This is a genomic window from Pseudomonas sp. A0308, from assembly GCF_044218815.1.
Taxonomy (GTDB): Bacteria; Pseudomonadota; Gammaproteobacteria; order Pseudomonadales; family Pseudomonadaceae; genus Aquipseudomonas; species Aquipseudomonas iridis.
Window position 1 is genome coordinate 700,172 of record NZ_CP162581.1, and the last position, 23,580, is coordinate 723,751.

General features: G+C 59.4%; 20 protein-coding genes and 1 pseudogene. 17 read left to right on the top strand and 4 right to left on the bottom strand.

Going from position 1 to position 23,580, the window contains the following annotated elements; genetic code table 11:
• The first annotated feature begins 134 nt into the window (after nt 1-134).
• On the top strand, nt 135-494 hold the full coding sequence (locus tag AB4P92_RS03235; protein WP_200615950.1) for a DUF6124 family protein: 360 nt from the start codon (nt 135-137) through the stop codon (nt 492-494).
• Between the two features lie 201 nt (nt 495-695).
• Here AB4P92_RS03235 and AB4P92_RS03240 read toward each other — a convergent pair whose 3' ends face one another.
• A complete protein-coding gene (locus AB4P92_RS03240; protein WP_115146870.1) occupies nt 696-1,625 on the bottom strand; it encodes a Gfo/Idh/MocA family protein in 930 nt (309 codons plus the stop codon).
• A 189-nt stretch (nt 1,626-1,814) separates the two neighbouring features.
• On the opposite strand from AB4P92_RS03240, the gene AB4P92_RS03245 reads away from it, so the two are divergent.
• The 6 genes from AB4P92_RS03245 to AB4P92_RS03270 all read left to right on the top strand — a co-directional run bounded on the left by AB4P92_RS03245 (nt 1,815) and on the right by AB4P92_RS03270 (nt 6,636).
• Entirely contained in the window at nt 1,815-2,864 is a 1,050-nt protein-coding gene (locus AB4P92_RS03245) for an NAD(P)-dependent alcohol dehydrogenase (protein WP_047300781.1), read from the top strand.
• A gap of 158 nt (nt 2,865-3,022) precedes the next feature.
• Nucleotides 3,023-3,718, top strand: a complete 696-nt coding sequence (locus AB4P92_RS03250; protein WP_395598856.1) for a tRNA (adenine(22)-N(1))-methyltransferase — start codon at nt 3,023-3,025, stop codon at nt 3,716-3,718.
• A 253-nt stretch (nt 3,719-3,971) separates the two neighbouring features.
• Entirely contained in the window at nt 3,972-4,187 is a 216-nt protein-coding gene (locus AB4P92_RS03255) for a 4-oxalocrotonate tautomerase family protein (RefSeq protein WP_042558834.1), read from the top strand.
• Nucleotides 4,184-4,840 (top strand): DsbA family oxidoreductase, encoded by a 657-nt coding sequence (locus tag AB4P92_RS03260; protein ID WP_395598857.1) that lies wholly within the window; start codon nt 4,184-4,186, stop codon nt 4,838-4,840. The genes AB4P92_RS03255 and AB4P92_RS03260 overlap by 4 nt, the downstream gene beginning before the upstream one ends.
• Nucleotides 4,841-4,889: 49 nt before the next feature.
• Nucleotides 4,890-5,600 (top strand): SDR family NAD(P)-dependent oxidoreductase, encoded by a 711-nt coding sequence (locus AB4P92_RS03265; RefSeq protein WP_042562036.1) that lies wholly within the window; start codon nt 4,890-4,892, stop codon nt 5,598-5,600.
• A gap of 112 nt (nt 5,601-5,712) precedes the next feature.
• A complete protein-coding gene (locus tag AB4P92_RS03270) occupies nt 5,713-6,636 on the top strand; it encodes a LysR family transcriptional regulator (RefSeq protein ID WP_395598858.1) in 924 nt (307 codons plus the stop codon).
• Nucleotides 6,637-6,649: 13 nt separating this feature from the next.
• Here the strand turns inward: AB4P92_RS03270 and AB4P92_RS03275 are convergent, their stop codons facing one another.
• Entirely contained in the window at nt 6,650-7,234 is a 585-nt protein-coding gene (locus AB4P92_RS03275) for a TetR/AcrR family transcriptional regulator (RefSeq protein ID WP_261736881.1), read from the bottom strand.
• A gap of 209 nt (nt 7,235-7,443) precedes the next feature.
• Between AB4P92_RS03275 and AB4P92_RS03280 the strand changes: the two genes are divergently transcribed.
• The 5 genes from AB4P92_RS03280 to AB4P92_RS03300 all read left to right on the top strand — a co-directional run bounded on the left by AB4P92_RS03280 (nt 7,444) and on the right by AB4P92_RS03300 (nt 14,538).
• Nucleotides 7,444-8,121 (top strand): type 1 glutamine amidotransferase domain-containing protein, encoded by a 678-nt coding sequence (locus AB4P92_RS03280; RefSeq protein WP_042558830.1) that lies wholly within the window; start codon nt 7,444-7,446, stop codon nt 8,119-8,121.
• A gap of 121 nt (nt 8,122-8,242) precedes the next feature.
• The gene (locus AB4P92_RS03285; protein WP_395598859.1) at nt 8,243-9,367 is read left to right on the top strand and encodes an alkene reductase; all 1,125 of its coding nucleotides are present in this window, start codon (nt 8,243-8,245) and stop codon (nt 9,365-9,367) included.
• A gap of 103 nt (nt 9,368-9,470) precedes the next feature.
• The gene (locus AB4P92_RS03290) at nt 9,471-11,009 is read left to right on the top strand and encodes a cryptochrome/photolyase family protein (RefSeq protein WP_200615934.1); all 1,539 of its coding nucleotides are present in this window, start codon (nt 9,471-9,473) and stop codon (nt 11,007-11,009) included.
• A gap of 174 nt (nt 11,010-11,183) precedes the next feature.
• A complete protein-coding gene (locus AB4P92_RS03295; protein ID WP_395599652.1) occupies nt 11,184-14,099 on the top strand; it encodes a PAS domain S-box protein in 2,916 nt (971 codons plus the stop codon).
• A gap of 115 nt (nt 14,100-14,214) precedes the next feature.
• Nucleotides 14,215-14,538 (top strand): hypothetical protein, encoded by a 324-nt coding sequence (locus tag AB4P92_RS03300; RefSeq protein ID WP_261736877.1) that lies wholly within the window; start codon nt 14,215-14,217, stop codon nt 14,536-14,538.
• 133 nt (nt 14,539-14,671) lie between these two features.
• Here the strand turns inward: AB4P92_RS03300 and ycaC are convergent, their stop codons facing one another.
• Nucleotides 14,672-15,304 carry an isochorismate family cysteine hydrolase YcaC gene (gene ycaC / locus AB4P92_RS03305; protein WP_042558826.1) on the bottom strand — a complete coding sequence of 211 codons (633 nt, stop codon included), beginning with the start codon at nt 15,302-15,304 and terminating at the stop codon, nt 14,672-14,674.
• 265 nt (nt 15,305-15,569) lie between these two features.
• Here ycaC and AB4P92_RS03310 point away from each other — a divergent pair.
• The 3 genes and pseudogenes from AB4P92_RS03310 to AB4P92_RS03320 all read left to right on the top strand — a co-directional run.
• Nucleotides 15,570-16,337: pseudogene (locus AB4P92_RS03310) on the top strand (GGDEF domain-containing protein); the annotation flags it as partial.
• A gap of 180 nt (nt 16,338-16,517) precedes the next feature.
• Nucleotides 16,518-17,123, top strand: coding sequence for an SCO family protein (locus AB4P92_RS03315; protein ID WP_210555184.1), 606 nt, complete (start codon nt 16,518-16,520; stop codon nt 17,121-17,123).
• Entirely contained in the window at nt 17,123-17,602 is a 480-nt protein-coding gene (locus AB4P92_RS03320) for a copper chaperone PCu(A)C (RefSeq protein WP_042558824.1), read from the top strand. The genes AB4P92_RS03315 and AB4P92_RS03320 overlap by 1 nt, the downstream gene beginning before the upstream one ends.
• A gap of 80 nt (nt 17,603-17,682) precedes the next feature.
• Here the strand turns inward: AB4P92_RS03320 and AB4P92_RS03325 are convergent, their stop codons facing one another.
• Nucleotides 17,683-18,174: a hypothetical protein gene (locus tag AB4P92_RS03325; RefSeq protein ID WP_042558823.1), complete on the bottom strand. Its 492-nt coding sequence runs from the start codon at nt 18,172-18,174 to the stop codon at nt 17,683-17,685.
• A gap of 590 nt (nt 18,175-18,764) precedes the next feature.
• On the opposite strand from AB4P92_RS03325, the gene AB4P92_RS03330 reads away from it, so the two are divergent.
• Both AB4P92_RS03330 and katG read left to right on the top strand, forming a co-directional pair.
• Nucleotides 18,765-20,975, top strand: a complete 2,211-nt coding sequence (locus tag AB4P92_RS03330; RefSeq protein WP_395598860.1) for an LTA synthase family protein — start codon at nt 18,765-18,767, stop codon at nt 20,973-20,975.
• 270 nt (nt 20,976-21,245) lie between these two features.
• Nucleotides 21,246-23,516, top strand: a complete 2,271-nt coding sequence (katG, locus tag AB4P92_RS03335; RefSeq protein WP_395598861.1) for a catalase/peroxidase HPI — start codon at nt 21,246-21,248, stop codon at nt 23,514-23,516.
• Nucleotides 23,517-23,580 lie beyond the last annotated feature (64 nt).

The window sequence follows — 23,580 nt, forward strand, 5'->3', positions numbered from 1 at the left end:
TCCCTATGGCGGCTTTGCGTGGGGCACTTCGGTGCGCCGGGATCCTTGAGCCTGGTCTGCTAACCCGCGCACAGCCGCCACCCTCTTCGTTTAGCAGCGAAGGCTGACGGCTCCATTTCTCAAGGAGCTTCACCATGATCAAACCAACACCAAACCCGCCCGAAACCGACCCCACCTCCCCCTACGAATCCCTCGATTCAAAAAAACTGAACGAAGCTGCCGACCGCGCCCTCGATCACTACCTCTGCCCGCCTGGCTCCACCCCTGCGCCACGCAAAACCCGCAGGATGTACGCCGTTAACGCGGATTTCAAAAACGAGGAACTGCTGGTCGATGCCTGCGAAACGCTCGCCTCGGCGAGAACCATCGCCAATGATTTCGCTGCTTTGGTGCCGGCATCGCAGCGTCGGACGCTGGTGGGGATTACGCAGTTGATCATGCTCGGGGAGCTGGCGGTGAATCGGGTGCTGGATAATCTGGAGTTGCCGGGCTGACAATCGCGGTCAATATCCGCAGCGTTATCCGGGGCCAATTCTGGCCCCTTCGCGAGCAGGCTCGCTCCCACAGTTGACCGCGTTCCAATGTGGGAGCGAGCCTGCTCGCGAAGGCTGACGAATAAGCAACGCAGTGTCATCAGGCAAAAAAACCGCCGTCCCGATCAACCAGGACGGCGGTTTTTTGTGACCGCATTGGAATTATGCGTCGTAGAACGGGGCGACTGAGACGCGACTGCCGACGAAGAAACTATCCGCCACCAGCCGCAGTGGCTGAAGGTCGAGGTCGCTGGCCTTGTCACCAATCAACTGCTGAAAGTGCCGATAGACTGCCGCATATTCACCCTCCTGCGAAACGGTCTGGCGCACACCGTCGATACTCAACAACGCGCCGCCGTTGTCCAGTCGCAACACCCCTTCGGCGCAACGGATCTCGATGCTCCAGAGTTCGTCGTGGCCGTGGTCGAAGTCGAACTCGGCACGTACATCAAGGTGGCGTGCATCTGACATTTTGATCGACGCGGCAATCGGTGACTGGCAGTTTTCGGGAACGCGCAGTTCGGCGGACTCGACAAACAACGGCAGCGCCAGCAAGTGCGTGACGATCGACAAGGCATTGATGCCCGGATCGAAGACGCCGAGACCGCCCGGCTGCCAGATCCAGGTCTGGCCTGGGTGCCATTTGCGCACGTCTTCCTTCCAGTCGATCTGCACGCTTTGCAGGGTGCGCGTGGCGAGCCAGTCGCGGGCGGCGGCAATGCCGGGGGCGTAGCGCGAATGCCAGGCGAACAACGCGCTGACGCCTTGCTGCCCGGCCAGGCTGACCAACGCCATGGCCTCGCCTAATGTGGCGCACGGCGGCTTTTCCACCAGCACATGTTTGCCAGCAGCCAGCGCCTCTTGCACCAAAGCAAAGCGCCCTTGCGGTGGTGTGCAGAACGCGATCGCATCAACCTGCGGGCCGTTGGCGAGCAGTTCGCTCAGGGACTGAAAGTTCTCAACGCCGGCGCAAGGCTTGCCCTGTGTGGCAACAGACACCAACTTGAATGCGGGATTGGCGTTGATCGCCGGGACGTGTTGATCCTGGGCAATCTTGCCGTAGCCCACCAGACCGAGACGGATCGGTTGCATCAATGACTCCTGTTTTTGTCTTGTTTTAGTCAGCGAGCCGGCAGATTACCCGCAATCACCGCGTTCGTCTGTCGGTGCAACGTCACAACGACGCACAGAATCAGGCAAGCATTGCACAGGATTGCACTACTTCACGGCAGCGCAGAACAGCAAAAATGGACGTCCGAAAAATTCATTGAGGACGTTCCCATGCTTGTACAAGCCTACGGTGCCCACGCTGGCGACAAACCCCTTGAGCCCATGCAGATCAACCGCCGTGCACCCGCGGCCCATGACATCCAGATTGATATCGCCTTCTGTGGCATCTGCCATTCGGATTTGCATCAGGTGCGCGCCGAGTGGGCAGGCACACAATTCCCTTGCGTGCCGGGCCACGAAATTGTCGGTCGGATTTCGGCGATCGGCGCGCATGTCGCGGATTTCAAGGTCGGTGATCTGGTCGGTGTCGGCTGCATCGTCGACAGCTGCAAACACTGCGACGACTGTGAAACCGGTCTGGAAAACTACTGCGACGGCATGATCGGCACCTACAACTTCCCGACGCCGGACGCACCGGGCTGGACGCTGGGCGGCTACTCGCAAAACATCGTCGTGCATGAACGCTATGTGCTGCGTATTCGTCATCCCGAAGCGCAACTCGCGGCCGTCGCGCCGCTGCTGTGCGCGGGGATCACCACCTACTCGCCGCTGCGTCACTGGAACGCCGGCCCGGGCAAGAAAGTCGGTGTGGTCGGCATCGGTGGCCTCGGTCACATGGGCATCAAACTGGCCCACGCGATGGGCGCGCATGTTGTCGCGTTCACCACCTCTGAATCGAAACGCGAAGCGGCGAAGCAGCTGGGTGCCGATGAGGTCGTGGTATCGCGTAACCCCGAAGAGATGGCGGCGCACGCGAAGAGCTTTGACTTCATCCTCAACACGGTTGCCGCACCCCATGATCTCGATGCTTTCCTGGTGCTGCTCAAGCGTGACGGTGCGTTAACGCTGGTCGGCGCGCCCGCCTCGCCGCATCCATCGCCCAACGTGTTCAACCTGATCATGAAGCGCCGCACAATTGCCGGTTCGATGATCGGCGGCATCCCCGAAACCCAGGAGATGCTGGACTTCTGTGCCGAGCACGGAATTGTTTCCGACATCGAACTGATCCGCGCGGACCAGATCAACGAATCCTACGAGCGCATGCTCAAGGGTGACGTGAAATATCGCTTCGTGATCGACAACGCGACGTTGGCCGGTTAGTGGTTTGACCCGATGGCGGCGCTGGCAAAACCGGCGCTGCCAGCGGATCGCAACGCGGCCCTTATCACGGGGATTTGACAGGCAACGCATAGCTCGACAAAGTCGCACCCCTTTTGCGGCCACCAGTGCCGCAAGTCAGTGTTGAACAGGGGTTGTCGTTGAACGAACACACATTGTCCATGCGCCTGGAGCGCGTGGCGGCGCACGTGCCCGCCGGCGCGCGACTGGCCGATATCGGCTCGGATCACGGCTATCTGCCGGTGGCGCTGATGCGCCGTGGCGTGATTGCAGCGGCAGTGGCTGGCGAAGTGGCGTTGACGCCGTTCCGCTCGGCTGAACGCACGGTGCGCGAAAACGATCTTGAACAGCACATCACCGTGCGTCATGCCAGTGGTCTGGCGGCAATCGAGCCTGGCGACGCAATCACCGCGATCAGCATCTGCGGCATGGGCGGCGAGACGATCCGCGACATTCTTGACAGCGGCAAAGCGCGGCTGAGCGGCGCCGAACGCCTGATCCTGCAACCCAACGGCGGCGAGCAACCCCTGCGCCAATGGCTGATGGATAACGGCTACTGCATCCTCTGTGAAGAACTGCTGTGGGAGAACCGTTTCTACTACGAAATCATCGTCGCCGAGCGTGCAGATTCCGTCGCCTATACGGGTCCGGAATTGTACTTCGGGCCACTGCAAATGCAGGCGCGCAGCCCGGCGTTTCTGAGCAAGTGGCAGCGCATCCTTCGTGAGAAACAAAAGACGCTTGGCCAGTTCGCCCGAGCGCGGCAGGCGTTGCCCGAAGCGAAAGTGCGAGAGATCACGCAACAAGCGCAATGGATCACCGATTTATTGGCTTGAGCGGCGTACGCCTGATCGTAATGACCGCTTCGCTTCAACCCCCAGCGCACATCCGTTGCGACCTAGGCTCCTGAACAACTTCCCCGTCAGCACCCTCAGTGGAAGGATCCCACAGGGTTCGCCCCTTTCGATTTGATACACCACATCACAAATGAAGTACCTCAAGGCGTATTTATCAATCGCGCGCCACTTCTTAAAGTTCACTTCAACAGCAGCCCATCATCCCGACAGGCTGGCTAGTGGAGTTACTCCAATGCCTTTCATCAGCGTACGCATCACCCGTGACGGCGTCACTCGCGAGCAAAAAGCCCAGGTGATCAAAGAGATCACCGAAACGATGGAGCGAGTACTCAACAAGGACCCAAAACTCACGCACATCGTGATTGAAGAAGTCGACACGGATAACTGGGGTTACGCCGGTATAACGACCACCGAGTACCGCCAGCAGCTAGCGGACGAACAGTCATGAGCCGCACGGTAAAAATCGACTTTGTCTCGGATGTGGTCTGCCCGTGGTGCGCCTTGGGCGCTACGGCCCTTGAGCAAGCGATTGCGAATCTGGCCGGTGAGATCGATGTTGAACTGACCTACAAACCGTTCGAGCTGAACCCGGATATGCCGGCCGCAGGTGAGCACGCCGTCGAGCACATGATGCGCAAATATGGCCGTAGCGCTCAGCAAGTGGCGGAACGAAACGCGATGATCATTCAACGCGGCAAAGACATCGGCTTTAGCTTCGACCTGGAAAAACGCAGTCACTTCTTTAACACGTTCAATGCACATCGCCTGTTGTTCTGGGCACACATGGAAGGCCGGCAACGTGAACTGAAGCAAGCCTTGTTACGTGCTTACTTCACCGACGGCAAGAATCCGGATGACACCCAGACGCTGTTGAAGCTGGCGGGCGAAGTCGGCCTCGACACCGGGCGTGCGCAAGAAGTGTTGGCGAACGGCGAGTTCAGTCAGGAGGTCCGCGAGCTTCAGCAGTTTTATCAGGCGCGAGGCATCAACTCGGTCCCGGCGATGGTGCTCAATGACCGAGAACTGATGTCCGGATCGCACTCGGTCGCCGAATACCAGCAAGCGTTACGGCAGGCGACACGAGAGACCTCTCACGCCTGATTTGCAGATTTTTCTACTCAATCTCTATCGATTCAATGAGGAATTCATCATGAGCACTTCCAATAAAGTCGTAGTGGTCACCGGCGCCTCGCAAGGCATTGGCGCGGGCCTGGTCAAGGGTTTTCGCGATCGCGGGTATCAGGTTGTAGCGACGTCTCGCTCCGTCAAACCGTCGTCAGACCCGGATATTCTGACCGTCGCAGGCGACATCGCTGATCCGCAAACCGCCGAGCGGGTGATCCGTGAAGCCGTTGCACGCTTTGGTCGCATCGACACACTGGTCAACAACGCGGGCATCTTCGTCGCCAAGCCGTTCACCGATTACAGCAAAGAAGATTACGCCCAGGTCGTGGCGACCAACATGAGCGGCTTCTTCTACATCACCCAACTGGCCATTGCCGAGATGGAAAAAAACCGTAGCGGCCACGTCGTCAGCGTTACCACCAGCCTGGTCGACCACGCGATTGACGGCGTGCCTTCGGTGCTGGCTTCGTTGACCAAGGGTGGCATCAACGCGGCAACCAAATCGCTGGCCATCGAGTACGCCAAGCGCGGCATTCGGGTCAACGCGGTTTCGCCGGGCATCATCAAGACGCCAATGCACGGCGTGGAAACCCACGAAGCGCTGGGCAATCTCCACCCGGTTGGCCATATGGGCGAGATTGATGACATCGTGCAAGCGATCCTCTATCTGGATAACGCGAACTTTGTCACGGGCGAGATCCTGCACGTCGACGGTGGCCAGAGCGCGGGTCATTGATCCAGCCGCTGTCCTCGCCACAACAAACGGCACCGTCGGTCTATACCGGCGGTGCCGTTTGTTGTGGTAAATACCGGAATGAAAGATCCGTTGAGCCTCGGTGTAATCGATTATGAAGCGCCACTTTGAAGACTTGCAGTTGGGCAGTATCGAACTCTTTTGCCTCGCCGCCGAAGCGGGCAGCTTCACCGCGGCCGCGCAACTCGCCGGGGTGACACCGGCAGCGGTGAGCCGGTCGATTCTGCGTCTGGAACAACGGCTCGGTGCTCGGCTCTTTGCGCGAACCACGCGCAGCATTCGCTTGACCGAGGCCGGTAGCAACTTCTTCGTCCAGTGCAACCAGGCGCTGACCCAACTGGTTGAAGCTCAACAAGAGGTCATGGGCGCACAGACAAGTGCGTCAGGAAGATTGCGCATCAGCCTGCCCACCACTTACGGGCATCACCGCATCCTGCCGCTGCTGCCAGAATTTCGTGCGCTGTACCCCGACGTCACCGTCGATATCCACTTGGGTAATCGCAACATCGACTTCGTCGCGGAGGGCTACGACTTGGCGATCCGCGTCCGCGCCCAACCGGACTCAACGATGATTGCGCGCCTGCTGGAGGACGCCAAACTGGTGGTGGTCGCCTCGCCCGAGTATCTGCGCAAGGCCGGTACGCCGCAGACGCTGGAGGATCTGGTCGAACACGAGTGCATCCAGTTCGAACTGCCCAGCAGCGGACGGCGGATTTCATGGCTGTTTCAGGAAAATGGCAGCGATCGAGAGATTATTTCGGACGGCGGTTATTCCTGCTCCGACGATGTGCTCGGTGGCGTGACCCTGGCCAAGCACGGTGCCGGGGTGTTCCAGACCTACAAATTCATTGTCGAGCAGGAATTGGCGGACGGCCGACTCGTCGAAGTCCTGCAGCCCTATAAAGGTCGTTCCCGGCCTTACACCTTGCTGTATCCGCACGGGCGCTACGTGCCGCAACACGTGCGGGCCTTCGTTGATTTTCTGCTGCAATACCGCGATCAATGGGCGGCGCTTTAGCCGACCGCCGAACTCAAACGCTGAGCAGTTGCCGGGTGGTCGCCATCGACGTGTTCAGCGACTGCCCGGTGCGCTGCAACTTGTTAAGAAGACTGGCGCCCAACCACATCTGGTACAAGGTTTCCGCCAATTGGCGAGCATCGCCGTCAGGAAGGCTGTTTTCAGCCTGGCCCTGCTCGATGCACAGGGTAATGCGCGACACCACTTGTTCGGCGCCATCACGCAAAGTGAGGCGCATCGACTCGGACAGGTCGGCGACTTCGGCGCTGAGTTTCACCACCAGACACTCATCGCCATGCCCTTCGAGCGTGCAGCGGTTCTGCCAGCCCAGCCAGTAATCCATCAACCGCTCATAGGCCGTAAGGCCCGGCAGCGTCAGGCGCCGCTCCATGTCGGCGAGATAACCGACGAAGTAATCCTCGAGCAAGGCCTGGCCGTAGAGCTCTTTGGATTTGAAATAGTGATAGAACGAGCCCTTGGGCACGCCAGCGGTTTGCAGGATTTCATTAAGGCCGACACTGGTGAAGCCCTTCTCAGCCATCATCCGGTGGCCGGTATCGAGCAAGTGTTGGCGGGTGTTGTCGTAGGTCGGTTTCATGGGGCGCAAATTACCAGACAATAGACCAGTCGTATATTTCCAGGGAACGGGAGTTTGCCATATCTGTCAGTGAAAAACCTGCGTAGAAAAAACTACTAGACGACTGGTCTAATTGGAATCTATGCTGCGCTCCGACAACTCATCTCCCGGTGTCGGCGTTTCGCAAATCCGTTGCGCAGCGACGCCACCTGATCAACCAAGGGTGCTTTATGAAAATCTTGATGGTTCTGACTTCGCACGATCAACTTGGCGACACCGGCAAGAAAACCGGCTTCTGGCTCGAAGAGTTCGCCGCTCCTTACTACGCCTTCAAGGACGCCGGCGCCGACGTCACGCTGGTGTCCCCGGCCGGTGGCCAGCCACCTCTGGATCCGAAAAGCGACGAGCCAGACGCACAGACCGCCGAGACCGATCGCTTTCGCAATGATCCGGCCGCCCAACAGGCACTGGCCAATACCGGGCGTCTGGCGGATGTTCGGGCGGATGATTTCGATGCGGTCTTTTACCCAGGTGGCCACGGCCCATTGTGGGATCTGGCCGAAGATAAACAGTCGATCGCTTTGATCGAAGCCTTCGACCGCAGCAACAAGCCGCACGGTTTCGTTTGCCACGCACCGGGCGTACTGCGCCACGTTTTGAATGCCGAGGGCAAACCGCTGATCCAGCATCGCCAGGTCACCGGTTTCACTAACGCCGAAGAGGCCGCGGTCGGTTTGACTGATGTCGTGCCGTTCCTGATCGAAGACGAGTTCCAGCGTCTTGGCGGTTACTACTCCAAGGTCGCCGACTGGCAAGTGCATGTGGTGGCAGATGGGCAATTGGTCACTGGCCAGAACCCTGCCAGCTCCGCAGCGGTCGCCGAAAAACTGCTGAAGATGCTCGGCTGATTTCTCAGGCCAAGCCCTTCGGGGGAAAAACCACCCGAACGCCGTGCGCGTCATGCACGGCGTTTTTTTTACGCTCACTCAATAGTTGACTGGTCTAATAAACCAGTAAAAAAGGTCATTCATGAACAACAGCAGTTTCTTCACTCCCACCCAATTGGGCCTGCACACGCTGAAAAACCGCATCGTCCTGCCGCCTCTCACGCGCCAGCGCAGTACCCAACCGGGCAACATCGCCAATGAATTGATGGCCGAGTATTACCAGCAGCGCGCCGGCGCGGGTTTGCTGGTGACCGAAGGCACGCAGATCGAGCCGCGGGGCCAGGGTTATGCCTGGACGCCGGGCATTCACACCCCCGAGCAAATTGCCGGATGGCGCAAAGTCACCGATGCCGTGCATGCCGTCGACGGGGTGATTTTCGCCCAGCTCTGGCACGTCGGCCGTGTGTCGCACAGCGCGTTGCAACCTGGCGGTGCGGCGCCGGTATCGGCTTCCGCCGTGGCGACCGACCGCGTCAGTGTGTTCATCGAAACCGCGCCAGGCAAAGGTGAGTTGGTGCCGCCGTCCGCACCGCGCGCGTTGAGCACTGATGAAGTTCAGGAGCTGATCCAGCTCTATATCCAGGCAGCACGCAACGCGATGGAGGCCGGTTTCGACGGCATCGAACTGCACTGCGCCAATGGCTATCTGGTCAACCAGTTCATCTCCGCCCACAGCAATCTGCGCACCGATCAATACGGTGGTTCGCTGCACAATCGCCTGCGTTTTCTGCGCGAAGTGGTGGCGGGCGTCGCCGAGTGCATTGGCAAGGAGAAGGTCGGCGTGCGCTTCGCACCGCTGTTCACTACCACCGATGAGGCGCGCACGTACCTGGGCCTGGTCGAGGAAGATCCGCACACCACCTATATAGGAGCGATCAAGGTGCTGGAGGACGTCGGCATTGCTTATCTGTCCATCGCCGAAGCCGATTGGGACGACGCGCCAGCGATGCCGCAAACCTTCCGCCAAGCGGTGCGCGATACCTTCAGCGGCGCGATCATCTATGCCGGGCGCTACAACGCCGAATCCGGTGCGCAGTTGCTCGACTCCGGTCTCGCCGATTTAGTCGCTTTCGGTCGGCCGTTCATGGCCAATCCGGATCTGCCTGCGCGAATCGCCAACGGCTGGCCGCTGAATGCGCTGAACCCGGCCACGGTGTATGGCGGCAGCGCTGAAGGTTATATCGATTACCCGGTGTACCCCGGCTAGCAAAAAAACCTATACAAAACCAACTTTCCGTACAACTATCTGAGTAAGGACTTTCCCACCACTGGCTACCTCTATTGCCTCTCATCAGGCTGATTGCGTTCGAATGAAGACTGTTAACCGCTTGTGCCTGGTCCTTGGTGACCAGTTATCTTTCGATCTCGCCTCGTTGCAAGGGCTTGATCGCGAACGCGACACCGTCCTTTTGGTCGAGGTGATGGAGGAAGCCAGTCATGTTCCTCACCATCCGCAAAAAATCGTTCTGGTGTTCAGCGCCATGCGTCATTTTGCTCAGGCGTTGCAGGAGCAAGGCTTTCAGGTGCAGTACGTCAGGCTCGACGATCCGCAAAACACCGGCGCTGTGCCGAGTGAGTTGCAGCGCTGGCATGCGCTTCTAAAGCCGGACGAGTTGCACCTGACCGAATGCGGCGACTGGCGTTTGGAGCATTCGCTGCGCGATTGTGGTTTGCCCATCCATTGGCACAGTGACAGCCGTTTTCTATGCACCCGCGCCGAGTTCGCCGATTGGGCGGCCGGTAAAAAGCAGCTGCGCATGGAGTACTTCTACCGCGAGATGCGCCGCAAAAGCAGGCTGTTGCTCAATGGCGACGGCACTCCGGTGGGTGGCGCTTGGAATTTTGACGCCGACAACCGCAAGTCGCTGCCCAAAGGCGTGAAGCCGCCCTACCCGCTCAACTTCAGCGCGGACCCTGTCACTCAGCAAGTCCTCGCTTTGGTGCGCGAGCGTTTCGCCAGTCACTACGGCGCTGTGGACGACTTCAACTACCCGGTGACCCACGCCGACGCCCAAGCGCTGTGGCAATACTTTCTGGATTTCGGCCTGGCCGGTTTTGGTGATTATCAGGACGCCATGGCCAGCGACGAGCCGTTTCTGTTCCATGCGCGCATCAGTGCCGCGCTCAACATCGGCTTGCTCGATCTGCGGCAACTGTGCAACGACGTCGAGTCGGCCTATTGGGCGGGCAGCGTTGCCCTGAACGCCGCCGAAGGCTTCATTCGGCAACTGATCGGCTGGCGTGAATATGTGCGCGGGGTCTACTGGCTGAAAATGCCTGACTACGCCGAAGGCAATTCATTCGGTAACACCAGGCCATTGCCGGAGTTCTACTGGACCGGCGAAACACAGATGAACTGCATGCGCCAGGCCATCGGGCAAAGTCTCAAACATGCCTATGCACACCACATCCAGCGGCTCATGGTCACGGGCAATTTCGCCTTGCTGGCCGGCATCGCGCCGAGCGAGATCTGCGAGTGGTATCTGGCCATTTACATGGACGCGTTCGACTGGGTCGAGTTGCCCAACACCCTGGGCATGGTCATGCACGCCGATGGTGGATACCTGGGCTCCAAGCCTTACTGCGCCAGCGGCCAGTACATCAAGCGAATGTCCGATTACTGCCGCGATTGCGCCTACAAGGTGAGTGAAAGCACCACCGACAATGCCTGCCCGTTCAATTCGTTGTACTGGCATTTTCTGATGCGCCACGGCAACCTGCTGCGCAGCAATCAGCGCATGGGCATGCTCTACAAAAACCTCGACCGCATGCCTGAAGCCAAACAGCAGGCCCTTTGGCAACGCGGGCAAATGCTGCTCGACACGCTGGATAACGGGCAGTCGTTGTAGATCCGCAAGCGCCGTCCTTCAAGGCTGCAACTTATGTAGGTCGCGCCGTGTCAATGGGTGACCCGTAGTGTTCGTTTGCAGCACGCTGAACGAGTCCGGACCACAATAATCAATCAGGCGTGAGTGGTGAAAATCCTGAAACATCTTACCCGCGAAGCGCTTGAGTCAGAGGTCATGCGCCTGCGCCAGGCGCTGGAAACCAGCGCAGGACAAACACTCGTCAACGGCGCACAGCACGATATCGCCGCGCAACTGGCCGCCAGCCGTGCGGCGCTCGCCGCCAGTGAAGCGCGCCAGCGTGCGATCTTCGAGTGCGCGATCGATTTCGCCATGGTCGCCACCGATCCGCGAGGCAACATTACCGAATGGAACGCCGGCGCCGTCAATGTCATGGGCTGGACCGCCGAGGAAATACTCGGTCAGAGCGCGGCGATTTTTTTCACGCCGACGGATCGCGCCACGGGCCGCGTTGAAATGGAAATGCAGCGCGCTCTGCTTGAAGGGCGCGCCTCCGATGAGCGTTGGCACCTGCGCAAGGACGGCCAATTGTTCTGGGCGTCGGGCGAACTGATGCCGCTCTATGCTGACGATCAATCCCATTTGGGCTTCGTGAAAATCCTTCGTGACCGCACCCAGGAGCATCTCGCTGGCCGTGCACTGTTCGAATCGCAAGAGCGCTATCGCCTGGCGCTCAAGGCCACACGCGATGCGGTCTGGGACTGGGATTTACAGACCCGGCAGATTGTCTGGAACGAAGCCCTGCAACAGGCTTATGGATTCCCGTGTGCGGCCATCGACTCGACGAGTGAATGGCGCTTTGCCCAGATCCATCCGCAGGATCGCGAACGCGTCGAGGAATCGATACGCTCGGCCATCGACGGCAGCGGATCGACCTGGAGCGCCGAGTACCGCTTCCGCTGCCAGGACGGTTCCTACGCCGAAGTGCTCGACCGCGGCCACTTGATCCGCGACGCCGACGGCCGCGCCGAACGCATCATCGGCGCGATGCTTGATCTGACGCGCTCGCGCAGTGCCGAAACGGCGCTGCGCCTTAGCGAAGAGCGCTTCAGCACCATTCTGGAAACCATCGAAGCCGCATTTGCCATCGTCAAGGTCAAATTCGACGCCGACGATCGTCCGGTGGATTACTACTTCGTCGAGGCTAATCCGGCGTTCGAACGTCAATGCGGGGTCAATCTACGGGGTAAATGGGTGACCGAGTTCGCACCCAACCTGGAAAAGTTCTGGTTCGAGACCTACGGGCACGTAGCCAAGACGGGCGAACCGGCGAACTTCGAAAGTTACGCCAACACCTTTGAGCGATGGTTCGACGTACGTGCCATACGAGTCGGCGATCCTGCCGACCGGCAAATTGCGATCCTCTTTAATGACGTTACCGAACGACGCGACGCCGAAGAGCGCCTGCGCGTCAGCGAAGCACTGGCGCGTGAAAACGTCGAGCGTGTACAACTTGCCCTCGCCGCCGGCGCCATTATCGGCACATGGCACTGGGACCTGCCGACCGATAGCTTTACCGTGGATGAAGCCTTCGCCAAGGTTTTCAATCTCGACCCGGCTCTGGGCCGCACCGGTCTGAGCCTGGAACAAGTGGTGACGACCGTCCACCCCGACGACCGGGACGGACTCATCGGTGCGATCAACGAAGCGATTGCCCGCGGCGGCGCCTATTCCCATCAGTATCGGGTGCGCGACGCTGATGGCAAATACAATTGGCTCGAGGCCAACGGGCGCGTCGAGTGCGCCGACGACGGTACGGCGCTGCGCTTCCCCGGCGTGCTGATCGATGTGGAAGAGCGGCGCAGTGTCGAGGCCGAGCGCGATCGGGCCAACGCGGCACTGCGCGCGCTCAACGACACCCTGGAACAACGTGTAATCGCGCGCACTGCCGATCTCATGCAAGCCGAGGAAAAGCTGCGGCAATCTCAGAAAATGGAAGCCGTCGGGCAACTGACCGGCGGCCTCGCCCATGACTTCAACAATCTGCTGGCCGGCATTTCCGCCGCCCTGGAGCTGATGCAAAAACGCATCGCTCAGGGCCGCTTCAAGGACGTCGACAAGTATTTGGCCACCGCCCAAGGCGCGACCAAACGTGCGGCGGCGCTCACCCATCGATTGCTGGCGTTCTCCCGGCGCCAGACTCTCGATCCGCGGCCAACGGACGTCAACACGCTGATTGTCGGCATGACCGAGTTGATCCAGCGCACCGTCGGCCCGAGCATTCGCCTGAAGACGTTGGTGGCACCCGATCTGTGGCCGGCGCTGGTCGATGCCAGCCAGTTGGAAAACGCTCTGCTGAATCTGTGCATCAACGCCCGCGATGCCATGCCGGATGGCGGCAGCATCACGGTGGAAACCGCCAATCGCGCCGTGGCCGTCGAGTCGGTTCGCACGCTGGACATTCCCGAGGGCGAGTACCTTTGCCTCTGCGTGACCGACACCGGCACCGGCATGAGCACTGAAGTTATCGCCAAGGCCTTCGACCCGTTTTTCACCACCAAACCGCTCGGTCAGGGCACAGGTCTGGGGCTGTCGATGATCTATGGCTTCACCAAACAATCCGGTGGCCATGTGCGCGTGCATTCGCAAGTCGGCCAAGGCACCACGATGTGCATCTACCTGCCACGCTATCGCGGCGAAGCCAAACAAAATCACGACGCCACCCGCAGTACGACAGCACCGCTGGTAAAAGCAGGCGAGACCATCCTTATCGTCGACGACGAACCCACGGTGCGCATGCTGCTCAAAGACGTGCTCAGCGAACTCGGCTATACCGTGCTGGATGCGGCTGACAGCATCGAAGGCCTTGAGACGTTGCGCTCCAACGCGCAGATCGACCTGCTCATCACCGATGTCGGCTTACCGGGCGGCATGAACGGCAGGCAAATGGCCGACGCGGGCCGGGAAATCCGCCCGAAACTCAAAACCCTGTTCATCACCGGTTACGCCGAAAACGCCGTCATCGGCAGCGCTCAACTAGGGCCGGGCATGCAAGTGCTGACCAAGCCTTTTGCGGTCGATACCCTGGTGTCGCGAGTCAGTGATTTGCTGTACGAAGCGAAAATGCCGTAACCCTCAACCGACCCGTGCAGGCGCTGCGGCATAGGCTTTGATTCTGCCGTTGAGCGCCCCGTGATCTCGGCTATCAACATGCCAGAAGCGCCTGCATCTTCAGAGGGGTTAGCAGATGTATCCAACCACGCCTGACGGCCGTTATTTCGTGGTCAAAGAACGGCTTTGGCGATGCAGTAACCCGTCTTTGGACCCGCAACAACGCCAGCATCTGGTCGACGACTTGATGACTGCGCGACGCGAAGTCAAAGCGGCGAAGTCGCTGGATGCCCCGCAAGAATTGAAAACAGCCAGGGCGCATGTGCAAGCCGCCAAAGTGGCACTGGGCGAACGTGGCCCGGTCTGGTGGGAGGATGGCAGTGCGGATTACAACCGATACAAAGTGAGCAACACGCCGTATGCCGAGTGGTATCAAACGCTGAAGCCGCAAAGCGATTAAAGCGTTCGGCACCTGCGCAATGCGTGCTGTTTGCCTTCGGCGAAAACAGTGATCAGGCGTTCATGCTGCTCATCCGTATCAGACGAACAAAAGCCTGCTGTTGAGGGCAGGCTTTTAGTAAGTCAGCGTCGACTTATTTTTGCTGCGCCGTCAGCGCCGCATAACCATTCATCAAGTTGCGATAGTTCGGAATCCGCTGCGACAGCAGATTACCCAGTCCTTCGATGTCGTTGCGCCAGTCGCGGTGCAGCTCACAGGCTACCGAGAACCAGTTCATCATCTGTGCGCCGGCCTGAGTCATGCGGCTCCATGCGGCTTGTTGCACCGTGGTGTTGAAGGTGCCGGAGGCGTCGGTGACCACGAACACATCAAACCCTTCGGCCAGTGCCGACAATGTCGGGAACGCCACACAAACATCGGTGACCACGCCGGCAATGATGATCTGCTTGCGGCCGGTGGCTTTGATCGCCTTGACGAAGTCTTCGTTGTCCCAGGCGTTGATTTGGCCTGGGCGGGCAATATAGGGCGCATCCGGGAACATCTCTTTCAGTTCCGGCACCAGTGGGCCATTCGGGCCTTGTTCGAAACTGGTGGTGAGGATGGTCGGCAATTCGAAGAACTTCGCCAGATCGGCCAGGGCTAAAACGTTGTTCTTGAACTCGTTTGGCGAGAAGTCCTGCACCAGAGAAATCAAACCGGTCTGGTGGTCAACCAGCAGTACTACGGCGTCGTCTTTGTTGAGGCGGTTGTAGGTTGGAGTATTCATCTGTGCAGTCCTTTTTAGTTGGGGAAGTTCTTGTTGCGTTCAAGATGGGCACAGATTACTGACACTCCAGCGCTGGATAAATCGGCTGAAAAGCGTTTCACCGTCAACCCAAAAAGGACAATCACGCGACACTGATCAAGGATTTCGCGGCGATCCCGACCTTCGCGGCGATCCTTGTCATACTGTTACCCGCTTCACGTGTGCAATAAACCCAAGGAGATGTTCATGCTCGGACGCCACTCGCCAGAGCGGAACACAAACAACCCCGCATCTCTACTCAGGCATCGCGCAAGTGCGCGCCGTCGTCGACGACACCGAGCGTTTGTATGGCTATCGCGCCCTCACGACCTATCCACTGGTGGTCGAGGCGGGTCTGTCGCGTGATTCAATCATCGAACCCTGGCAGCAGGATTTGCTGAAGAACGGCTTCGTGCTGGTGTTTCTGACTCTGGTGCTGAGCTGTTTCGGGCTCATCGTCCTGAGCCAGTTGCGCCAGCGTATGGCGATGGAACGACAAATCCGCCACGCCCATCAGACCATGCGCGACATGGCATTGACTGACGCCCTGACCGGGCTTGGCAACCGTCGACGCCTGGACAATTCGCTGGCCGATGAAATTCGATTGGCCCGTCGCCAAGGCTCGGCGCTGTCGTTGATCATGCTCGATGTCGACCACTTCAAACGCTACGACGACCAATACGGGCATGCGGCGGGTGATGATTGCCTGAGCGTGGTCGGGCAGGCGATCCAGCAAGCGGTCAAACGTCCGGGTGACCTGGCCGCACGCTATGGCGGCGAAGAGTTCACCGTGTTATTGCCCAATACCGATAGCGCTGGGGTGATTCAGGTCACCGAGGACATTTTGCAGAGTATTCGTGCGCTGAAGATGGAACATGCCGGACATCCTCTGGGGAATGTCACAGCCAGTGCCGGCATCACCACGCGTCATCCCGTCGACGACACTTGTCTCTACGAGGCCAAGCAACAGGGGCGCAACCGTTGGTGTTTGAGCGCAGCGGTTATGAGCCAATAACGCCTTCATCACGCCATCGCTCGCGCTGGTCACTTTTTCTTACACCTTTTGTCGCCCTGCGACACCCTGTCAGCCGATCGAAAACCGACTCGCCGGTTCAGTTTGTTATCATGCGCCGCTTTTACGGTTAACCCACCCCGCCGGTCCTGCCGACTGACGGGCTGCAAAAGGCGGTATTAGATGACGGCTTTGTTGACTCGCCGCAAGGTACTTGCGGGAATGGGCGTACTCGGGCTCGGCCTGCTCGCCGGCTGCGACACCCGCGGCCAACTGTCGTACAAGTACGGCAAGGATCTGAGTAACAAGATCATGGGCCGCACTTTCAAACTGAAGGACACCGACGGCGACACCATGACCCTGTCGAGCTTCCGCGGCCTGATGCCGATGGTGTTCTTCGGCTTCACCCAGTGCCCGGCGGTCTGCCCGACCACCCTGGCCCGCGCGGCAAAAATCAAAAAACTGATGGGCAAGGACGGCGATCGCTTGCAGGTGATCTTCATCACCCTCGACCCCGAGCGCGACACGCCGCAAATCCTCGACGCCTACGTCAAAGCCTTCGACCCGACGTTCGTCGCGCTGTACGGCACGCTTGAGGAAACCAAGGCCACGGCCAAGGAATTCGACGTGTTTTTCGAGAAGGTGCCGGCCGGCGACACCTACACCATCTCGCACACTTCCACCAGTTACGTCTTCGACTCGCGCGGCGAGCTGCGCCTGGGTCTGTCCACCTCGCTTTCGGCAGAAGAATGCACGGAAGATTTGCTTACTGTTATGGAGGTTTGCTAATGCAACCGGTTCTGAACAACATCAAACGTGCGGTACTCGGTCTGTCCCTGCTGGGCCTGGCCTTTCAGGTTTCGGCGCAGACCAAGGTCGACGATGCGTGGGTGCGTGCAACCGTGCCGTCCCAGTCCGCCAGCGGCGCGTTCATGACCCTCACCGCCGACAGCGACAGCAAGCTGCTCAGCGTCGCGACCCCAGTGGCCAAAGACGTGCAGATTCACGAAATGAGCATGAAGAACGACGTCATGAGCATGGGCCCGGTCAAATCGGTCGACCTGCCGGCTGGTAAAGCCGTCAAGCTTGATCCGAACGGTTACCACGTCATGCTGATGGGCCTGACCGGTCAGTTGAAAGAAGGCGAATCCGTGCCGCTGACCCTTACCGTGGAAAACGCCAAAGGCGAAAAAGAAACCGTTGAAGTGAAGGCCAGCGTGCGTTCGCTGACCAACATGGAAGGTCACGATCACAGCAAAATGCATTGACCTGACTAAGCGGTAACAAAAAAGGGGCGGCCTGATCGTTGATCAGTCCGCCCCTTTTTTAGCTTTAGCTGTGCACCGCATCAACGCTTGCGGGCCAATGCGTTGCGCACGCTCTCTCGTGACATACCCGATCCGGAACGGGGCACGGCTGGAGCTGCGGTTACCTGAGCCAGCTGTTCCTTGCGCTTTGCCACCTGGCGCCACTGGTAACCGAAATATCCGGCTGCAACGAAAAACCCCAGCCAACCGAAAACCGAACCGACGAAGAACCACAGCCCGAGGGTGATCAGCACGGTTTTCCAGGTGAACAACTTCAAGCTGTCATCGGCAGGCACGGGTTCAACCGGCGTCTGGTGCGCCACCGGTATTTTTTGCACTTCGTTCAGATCAAAGCGCAGCGCGAAGTCCGCGCCGGGAACCTGGACGTCTAGTCGATCGCCGACAGCGGAATGCACACGCACCTCGCCATTGACGATCGACACCGAGCTGAAACTGATCTGGCTTTCGTAGTGAATCTCGCCGTTGACCAGCGTCACGACCGTCCGTTGTTCGGCCTTTGGGGTTTCGCGCATGTCGATTCCTTGAGAATTGCACGTCGAAGGATGTGCACAGGGAAAGTCCGTTGAGCGCAAATGCTACTGAGTGGCCCTTACCCTGTCCAGAAAGCAAGACGTTAAATGCCAGGGATAAAGGGCTGTTGCCAAGCTGATCGAAAGCGCTGGGCTTCGCGGTTGCCGCTTCAGCGCTGCTGACCTTCAGCAACGGCTTTTTGGAAAACGTCGGCGCGCCGCACATCGCGTGGACTTGCGTGTGGCCAGTTATGGGCTTGATGTGGATCCTCGGCCTTCCAGATTGCCCGGGCGTTTGAGCTGTCGATTGAAAGCATTTTTGATGATGGCTTGAACTGAGCAAAAGTCGGTGCAGGCGGATCCCAGTTTCGGTTAAACAGCCTGAAACAAAAAAACGCCTGCACCGATTCGCCTGCCGTATTCCGGTTAATTGTCAGACACCCGCCCCTGACTGGGCTCCAGCTCGGTGCCCACGCTTACAAGTGCTCCCGACACCGGATCACCTTCAAGTTTTAAAAGGCGATCAGACAGCTCACCCTTGGTATCATCACCCACACTTTTTTGACGATTTAATGACTGGAAGGTCTTTTTTTGTGAGCGCTCTTTTTCGCTGGTTGCGGCAGCCGCATGCCCGCCTGTTCTCTCTGATTCTGCTGGTACTGATCGTGCCGGTGTGCCTGCGCGCGACGCTGGGCTGGTCGACACCGCTGGGTTATCTGTCGGACCTGGCCATTGGCAGTCTGTTGGTGGTTCTGCTGCATCGCCGGGCATGGTGGCTGGCGATGCCGGTGCTGGTGTTCTGGGCGCTGCTGGCGGTGGCAACGGCCGAGTTGGTCAGCGCTGTTGGCCGTTTGCCGAATCCTTCCGATCTGCATTACCTGATTGATCCGCAATTTGTCGAAAACTCCACCGGCGGTGGTTTGGCGCATCCGGCGCTGGGCATCACATTGCTGCTGGCCTTGGCGTTCTGGCTGCTGACGCAGTTCACCGGTCGCGGCATTGTCCGCCCACCCCTGCCCCGCGCGGTCTGGAGCGCGCCGCTGGTATTTTTCGCCGCGCACTGGGGCGCGCAGAATCTGTGGCCGAGCGAGGACGATCCGTGGCGCGCGTACAACCTGCCGCATCAATTGCTCGCCACTCAGGTCGCCGATATTCAGATTCAAGCCGAGGAATGGCTTGACGGTGATGTCGAAGAAGCCACACCGGCGATGGCCGGGCTCACCGACGTCGACCTTAACGGTCAAAAACTGCTGGCCGCGCCGGGGCAAGCACGCAACGTCTTGATCATTGCCCTGGAAGGCATTCCCGGGGCTTACATCCGCGCCAATCGCGAAGCCATCGGCAGCCATTATCAGGAAGACCTTATGCCCAACCTCAGCCGCTGGGCCGAGCGCGGCATGAACACTCCGGATTACGTTCTGCACACGCACCAGACCATTCGCGGTCTGTACGCGATGCTCTGTGGCGATTACGACAAACTCAACAACGGCACGCCCAAAGGCGTGGAAATGCTCACCCAGAAGGAACGCAATCAGGCCTGCCTGCCGGCGCAGCTGCGCGAACATGGCTTCAGCACCCACTACCTGCAAGGCGCCGGCCTGCGCTTCATGGCCAAAGACAAGATCATGCCGCACATCGGTTTCGATGCGACTCATGGCCTGGAATGGTTCACCAATGCCAACTACCTGGAGTTTCCGTGGGGCAAGGATGACAAAGCGTTCTTCGAGGGTGCGCTGGATTACGTCGGCCAACTGAACAAGCAGAAACAGCCGTGGATGCTGACGTTGTTGACGGTCGGCACTCATCAGCCCTACTCCGCGCCGGACGAATACCTGGAGCGCTACGAGACACCCAAGCAGGCCGCCGTCGGTTATCTGGACGATGCGCTGGACCAGTTCCTCGCAGGGCTTGAGCGCCAAGGTGTGCTCAAAGACACGCTGGTGGTGATCACCTCCGATGAATCCCACGGCATCGACGGCGTACGTCTGGCCTCGTCGTGGGGCTTCAATCTGACGCTGGCGCCGGAGCAACCACAACTGCCGCGACTAAATGCCGGGGTCTATGGTCATGTGGATCTGAGCACGTCGATCCTCGACTACTTCGACCTGCCCGTGCCCTCCGCGCTAAGTGGCCGTTCGCTGTTTCGCAACTACGATTCCGGTCGTGAAATCATGTCGTACACCAACGGCAAACTGCGCTATCACAACGGCCAGGGCATCTTTTCCGAATGTGACATGCCGCGCCGCTGCCGCTACTACGAAAGCGCCGGCTTCATCGCCGAGCGCGCCACGTTCAAGGGCAGCTACAGCGGCCAGCGCGCCCGGCAAGTCGCCGCCCGCGCCTCGGCACTCGACCTGTCGCTGCTGCGCACCCCACTCAACCATCGCTATCAGTTCGGCAGCACCAACGTCATTGCGCTGCAAGCACAAATCAACGACGACTGGGCCGACAACCTGATCGGCGCGCAATACCTGGAAATGCCCAAGGGCTCGCACACCCGCGTGCGCCTGACCGTGCGCTCTGTCGATCCGCAACAGGCGGCGTACATCCAGCTCAAGGCCAAGGAGTTCGAGCAGGACGTGCAACTGGGCTTGCCAGCAGAAATGGTCGCCACGGCGGATCAACCGCTGGAGATGGATTTCAGCTTTGATAACCCGCAGCAGCGCAAGGCGTTCTCGTTCCATTTGCTGGGTTATGGACTGGGCGCGGTGGAGGTTACGGATTTCAGTGTGATTACTGAAATACCGGGACAAGAGGACATTCTCGACGACGTGCTTGAGGACGAGGCCGCGCAGTCGAGTTGACTGCGCAATCCCGTGTAGGAGCTGCCGCAGGCTGCGATCTTTTGATCTTGCTTTTTAAAGACCAACGTCAAAAGATCGCAGCCTTCGGCAGCTCCTACAGGGGGTTATGCGCTATGCCGAGTGAGGGTTTTGCAGCAACATCTACGGTAAAAGACTCTGCCTATCAGCGTCCAATAGTCGGGCTATTAGCCGACTCGCCAACTCGGGTCTAGCCTTACAAGTCCGAAGTCGGCACGAGCCGGCCGTCGCAGACCTGATAAGGACCCGAACATGGCAAATGAATCGAAATGCCCGTTCAACCACGCCGCCGGTGGTGGTACGACGAACCGTGACTGGTGGCCGAATCAACTCAACCTGAAGATCCTGAGTCAGCACTCGCCCAAGTCCGATCCGCTGGGCAAGGACTTCGACTACGCCAAAGCCTTCAAAAGCCTGGACTTCCAGGCGCTGAAACAAGACCTGCGCGCACTGATGACCGACTCCCAGGACTGGTGGCCGGCAGACTTTGGCCACTATGGCCCGCTCTTCGTGCGCATGGCCTGGCACAGCGCCGGCACCTATCGCACCGCGGATGGCCGCGGTGGTGCCGGCTCCGGCCAGCAACGTTTTGCCCCGCTCAATAGCTGGCCGGACAACGTCAGTCTCGACAAGGCCCGCCGCCTGCTGTGGCCTATCAAACAGAAATATGGTCGCAATATTTCCTGGGCTGACCTGATTGTTCTCACCGGTAACGTCGCGCTGGAATCCATGGGCTTCAAGACCTTCGGCTTCTCCGGTGGTCGCGCGGATGTCTGGGAACCGGATGAGGACGTGTACTGGGGCTCGGAAAACGAATGGCTGGGCGGCGACAGCCGTTACGGCAAAAGCAAGGAGCCGATGCAGGAGCCCGGTGACGGTACGCTGGTCGCCGAGCCGGATTTGCATGGCAAAGAAGAAAGCCGCACCGACCAGGGTGAACGCAATCTGGAAAATCCGCTCGCCGCGGTGCAGATGGGGCTTATTTATGTGAATCCGGAAGGCCCCGAGGGCAATCCGGACCCGGTAGCGTCGGCCCACGACATTCGCGAAACCTTCGGCCGCATGGCCATGAACGATGAGGAAACCGTGGCGCTGATCGCCGGCGGCCACGCTTTCGGCAAAACCCACGGCGCCGGCCCTGCCGATAACGTCGGTGCTGAACCGGAAGCCGCCGGGCTGGAAGAACAAGGTCTGGGCTGGAGAAACAGCTTCGGCACCGGCAAGGGCGCTGACACCATCACCAGTGGCCTCGAAGTGACCTGGACCACCACGCCAACCCAGTGGAGCAACAACTACCTGGAAAACCTGTTCGGCTTCGAGTGGGAGCTGACCAAAAGCCCGGCCGGCGCGCACCAGTGGAAACCAAAAAATGGCGCGGGCGCTGGCACCATTCCCCATGCCCATGACCCGAACAAACGTATCGACCCGACCATGCTGACGTCTGACCTGGCGCTGCGCTTCGATCCGGCTTACGAGCAGATCTCCCGGCGTTTCCTGGCCAATCCCGACCAGTTGGCCGATGCATTTGCCCGCGCCTGGTACAAGTTGATCCACCGCGACATGGGCCCGCTGTCACGCTACCTCGGCCCGGAACTGCCGAACGAGGAGCTGCTGTGGCAAGACCCGATTCCCGAGGTCACTCATCCGCTGATCGACGATAACGATGTGGCCACGCTGAAAAGCAAAGTGCTGGCATCGGGGCTTTCCGTCTCGCAACTGGTTTCGACCGCCTGGGCGGCGGCGTCGACGTTCCGTGGTTCGGACAAACGCGGTGGCGCCAACGGTGGTCGCCTGCGTCTGGCACCGCAGAAGTTCTGGCAGGCCAACCAGCCTGAGCAATTGGCCAAGGTCCTGCAAACCCTCGAAGGGATTCAGGGCGAGTTCAATGGCGGCGCAACCGGCAAGAAAGTTTCGCTGGCCGACCTGATCGTGCTGGCGGGTAATGCCGGGGTCGAGCAAGCGGCGAAAAATGCCGGCCACGCGGTCACCGTGCCATTTTCGCCGGGACGTACGGATGCGACTCAGGAGCAGACCGACGTCGAGTCATTCGGTTTTCTCGAGCCGATTGCCGATGGCTTCCGCAATTACAGCAAGGGGAAATACACCGTAGCGGCCGAGGCGCTACTGATCGACAAGGCGCAATTGCTCACCCTGACCGCGCCGGAAATGACCGTGTTGCTCGGTGGTCTGCGGGTGCTGAACACTAACGTCGGGCAAACCCGCCATGGCGTGTTCACCAGTCAGACCGAAGCGCTGACCAACGACTTCTTCACCAACCTGCTGGACATGGGCGTGGAGTGGAAGCCGACCTCACCGGACGCGGACGCGTTTGAAGGCCGCGACCGTAAAAACGGTAGCGTGAAATGGACGGCGACGCGGGTTGATCTGGTGTTTGGTTCCAACGCGATATTGCGGGCGGTCGCGGAGGTGTATGCGAGTGCGGATGCGAAGGACCAGTTTGTTAAGGACTTCGTCGCAGCGTGGACGAAGGTGATGAATCTGGATCGGTTTGATTTGAAGTAACTGAAAAAACGCAAACCCCCTGTAGGAGCTGCGGCACGCTGCGATCTTTTGATGTTGATTTAAA